This window comes from bacterium, from assembly GCA_030654305.1.
GTDB lineage: Bacteria > Krumholzibacteriota > Krumholzibacteriia > LZORAL124-64-63 > LZORAL124-64-63 > PNOJ01.
The window spans coordinates 1-3,733 of the sequence record JAURXS010000153.1 but is presented as its reverse complement, the minus strand read 5'-3'; the positions used below and the strand labels follow the sequence as shown (position 1 = coordinate 3,733).

Below are 3,733 nucleotides of genomic sequence, written 5' to 3'. Positions count from 1 at the left end.
TGGGCGATGAGCTACCTGCCCGGCCCCCTGACGCGCGACCAGATCCGCTAGCTCACGCGGGGCGCGACGACGGACACGACGACCGCCGCGGCGCCGGCGCCGACGACGACCTACGCGACGACGCCCGGCGACTCCCCGTCCCTCCTCGCCGCTCCACCCCCCTTGCCGCCCGCGGTGCCGCAATCCTGGGCGCCCGCGACCCTGTCCCGCGAGGCGGCCCTGGCCGCCCTCGAAGCGGAGCGCGGGCGCCTGGATGTCGCCGACGCGACGCTGGTCTACGAGCCGCGGCTCGGTGCCTTCGGGCGCGTCGCCTTCGTCGACCGCAAGCTGGGCGTGGATGCGGAGCAGGCCGTCGCCCTGCTGGTGCGGCCGCAGGAGGCGGGCGCGCTGGTCCGCTGGCGCGAGGCCGAACCCGCCACCCTCGCGCCCGATGCCCTGGGTCCCGCTCCCGAACCCGGCGCCCGGTTCGCGTCGCTGCCCTCCGGTTGGAGCGCGGCGGCGGTCTACAAGACGGCGGCGAAGGACTTCGCCGACCACCTCTACCGGGACCGGGAGCTGTCCCTGCCGCACTGCCCCGCCCTCGACCTCCACGGCCTGCCCGGCGAGTCGGCCGCGACGTTCGCCGGTCGCTCGCAGCTCGCGGCCCGCGAGCGCCGCGACGCCGACGTCGACAAGCTGCGGACGAAGGCCGAGACGGCCCTCGCCCGCCTGACGTCCAGGCTGGAACGCGAGCAGGCGGAGCTGTCGCAGGACCGGGCCGACCACGCCTCGCGCCAGCGCGAGGAGCTGCTGTCGGCGGGCGAAACGCTCGCCGGCATGCTCGGCGTGTTCGGCGGGAGGCGGCGCACCGGCTTGGCGGCGGCGGCGCGCAAGCACCACCTGACCGACAGCGCCCGGATGGACATCGCGGAAACGGAGCGGATGGTCGCCGGCCTGGAGCGGGAGATCGCCGAGCTGCGCGCGCAGCTCGAGCGGGAAGCGGCCGCGGTCGCGGACCGCTGGGACGCCGCGGCGAAGGAGATCGCGGCCGTGGCGATCAAGCCGCGCCGCACCGACGTGCGGGTGGATCTCGTCGCCCTGACCTGGGTCCCGTTCTGGGAGTTCGTCGTGCGGGAGGCGGGGGGCCGCACCGCGGCGCTGCGCGCGCCCGCGAGCTAGCGCGTGGCGGTGCCGGCGGCCCGGAACGACAGGTAGTCCTGGATCAGGCCGTCGTACTTGTCGCAGAGCGCGTCGTCGGCGAGCGCGTGGCGCACGTCGTCCGGCGTCGGGACGCGGCGCATCCCGGTGCTGACGCCCCGCAGGGCCAGCAGCACCCGCAGGTGCTCGGCGCGGGCGCCGGGATCGTCGGACACCACGATGTGGCGCTCGCCGAAACCGAACACGCCGTCCGGCGTCGCCGCCATCCACTCGATGAAGACCCGCATCGCGTCGTACTGGCGGTGGCGCAGCGCCTCCCGCGGCTCGATCCAGTGCGGCTCGTGCACGAAGTTCACCGTGATCTCGGGCAGGTCGCCCACGAAGCGGCAGACCAGCAGCTCGCCCGGTACGTCCAGGATCACCGTCTCCAGCACCGTGCCCAGCGACTTCTCCAGTTCGGCGGCGAAGCGCCGCATCCCGTCTTCCTTGCCGTCCGCGGTCTGGTAGGCCGCCTCCGCCTCCTCGAGCATGATCTGCACCGTGCGCAGCCGGTCGCTCATCGGCATGGGCAGCACGTCGGCGGGATCGGGCCTCAACATGGGCTCGAACGGCATCCCGGCCAGGTACAGGGTGTCCGTGCCGACGCCCGTGAAGGTCCACGGCGGCGGGATCAGCGCGCCGTAGCCCACCAGCAGCGGCTGCTCGCCGCCGGCGACGGTGACGGTGCCGTCCTCGTTGATCGGGTAGGGGAAGAACTCGGCGCGGAAGAAGCGCCAGTAGACCACCAGGGTGACGATCAGCACGAGCTGAACGGCCGCCACCAGCAGAAAGACGCGTTTCCAGCTGAACCGCTGGGGGTCGAACCTGGCGAAATCCTTCATGGGGGATGTCATCGGTCCGTACCGCCGCGGGTTGAGAGGATCGTCCGGAAGCCGCAACGCCTTCAGCGCAGCCGCACCAGCTTCAGCGGCGCGGTTTCCCGGCGGTCGCGCAGGGCGGCGTAGTACACGCCGGCGGCCACTTCCCGCCCGCCGGCGTCGCGACCGTCCCAGCGGCGGCTCAGGGCGGACCCGTCGGGCGCGAGTTCCAGACGTCGCACGAGGCGGCCGCGGGCGTCGCGGATCTCCACCTGCGCCGTCGCCGGGGAGGTCTTGTCCGCCGCGCCGGAACCGGACAGCGCCACCGTCGTGCCGCCGGCGAAGGGATTCGGCCAGCCGCGCAGCGTCGCCGGGCGGGGCGGGGCCGCCCCCACTTCGGTCAGGGCGGGCAGGCCCAGCAGGTAGTCCAGGATCCGCTGCTCGCTGCCGAGCAGGGAACTCGGGACATGGCTGCCCTGCGGGTACACGTAATAGACGTACTGCGGCGCCGTGGCCCCCTCGGCGACCATGACCGAATCGGCGCGCGCGCTGTGCAGGATCGGGATGGTGTCGTCCAGTTCGCCGTGGTGGATCTGTAGGGGAACCTCGGCGCGCAGGTGGGGCAGGACGCACCAGGAGATCAGGTCGTGCCGCGCCTGGGCCAGGGTGAGCTGCCCGGCCAGCCAGGGAGCGGCGATCAGGTCCGCCACCTCGCGGCCCAGGGAGTCCGCGGTGATCCCGGTGTCGAGGCGCTCCTGGGCGCCCAGGCGCACGTGGTCCATGAAGAAGTCCGTCGGGCCGTAGCGGATCGCCGTCCGCCGCACGCGCGGGTCCCGCAAGGCCAAATGGTAGGCCACGTTGCCGCCGCGGCTGCCGCCGAGCACGACGACGTAGCCGGGGTCCGCCTGCGGGATGTTCAGCAGCACGGCCGTCAGCAGCGCCATCGTATCGTCGCAGTCGCGGTCGAAGGGCGAGGGCCCGCCGCCGCTGGTGCGGTAGCCCAGCGGATCGCCGCCGTTGAGAGGTTCGGAACGGAAGGTGGGGGCGACGACCAGGAAGCTGTCGGCGATGGCCGTGCCTGGGAAGTCCTGGTCGAAGTTCACCAGGAAGTCGAGGGTCAGCCCGTCGAAGCCGCCGTGCAGCAGCACCAGGACGGGGAAGCGGCCCTGGGGCTGCCACTCCCGCGGGAAGCGCAGCCCGCCGTAGTGGGTGAAGCCTTCGATCTCGTGGCTGACGGCCTGCACCGCGTAGCCCGTCGCGGCGTCGACACCGTCGCGCACGACCTGCCAGTTCGTGGGCGTGGGCAGGCGCCCGGCCCAGTCCTGCGCCACCGAGGCGACCTCCGCGCCGGTGGCCGGCGCGAACAGGGCGGACAGGTCCGCCTGGGCCGCCGCGGCCGTCGCGAGCGACATCGAGACCAAAACAGCGAGCACCCGGGGCGCCCGCCGTAGCGTGTTCGGACCCATTGCATCTCCTCCGATATTACGATAAGCAAGATGCAATCGGAGAAAACGTCAAGCGCGCGCGGTCCTGACCGGGCTTGCCCATGCCGGGCGGCGCTGGTAGATTGCGGCCATGAAAGACGAACGCGGATCCTCTCCCATCTACCCCCAGGCCGATCCCGCCACGCTCGAGCGCGCCGACTACGAGGCGGAACCGCTCGGTCGGGGGGAGTACGTCACGGCCATGGTCCACCTCTACCGGGGCGAGATGCACCGCGCCCTGGAGTGGCGCAAGCG

The 3,733-nt window shown here is 73.0% G+C and carries 3 protein-coding genes; 1 reads left to right on the top strand and 2 read right to left on the bottom strand.

Translation table 11 applies throughout. The features are described from left to right. The first annotated feature begins 174 nt into the window (after positions 1-174). Entirely contained in the window at positions 175-1,158 is a 984-nt protein-coding gene (locus tag Q7W29_04165; protein ID MDO9171009.1) for a hypothetical protein, read from the top strand. On the opposite strand, the gene Q7W29_04160 is transcribed toward Q7W29_04165, so the two are convergent. Further along, complete coding sequence (locus tag Q7W29_04160) at positions 1,155-2,018, bottom strand: hypothetical protein (protein MDO9171008.1); 864 nt, start codon at positions 2,016-2,018, stop codon at positions 1,155-1,157. The genes Q7W29_04165 and Q7W29_04160 overlap by 4 nt on opposite strands. A gap of 62 nt (positions 2,019-2,080) precedes the next feature. Continuing rightward, positions 2,081-3,460 carry a FlgD immunoglobulin-like domain containing protein gene (locus tag Q7W29_04155; GenBank protein MDO9171007.1) on the bottom strand — a complete coding sequence of 460 codons (1,380 nt, stop codon included), beginning with the start codon at positions 3,458-3,460 and terminating at the stop codon, positions 2,081-2,083. Positions 3,461-3,733 lie beyond the last annotated feature (273 nt).

Excerpts from the sequence above, each read along its gene's own strand:
- Q7W29_04160 (MDO9171008.1), bottom strand. The coding sequence starts at position 2,018 with ATGAAGGATTTCGCCAGGTTCGACCCCCAGCGGTTCAGCTGGAAACGC.
- Q7W29_04155 (MDO9171007.1), bottom strand. The coding sequence starts at position 3,460 with ATGGGTCCGAACACGCTACGGCGGGCGCCCCGGGTGCTCGCTGTTTTG.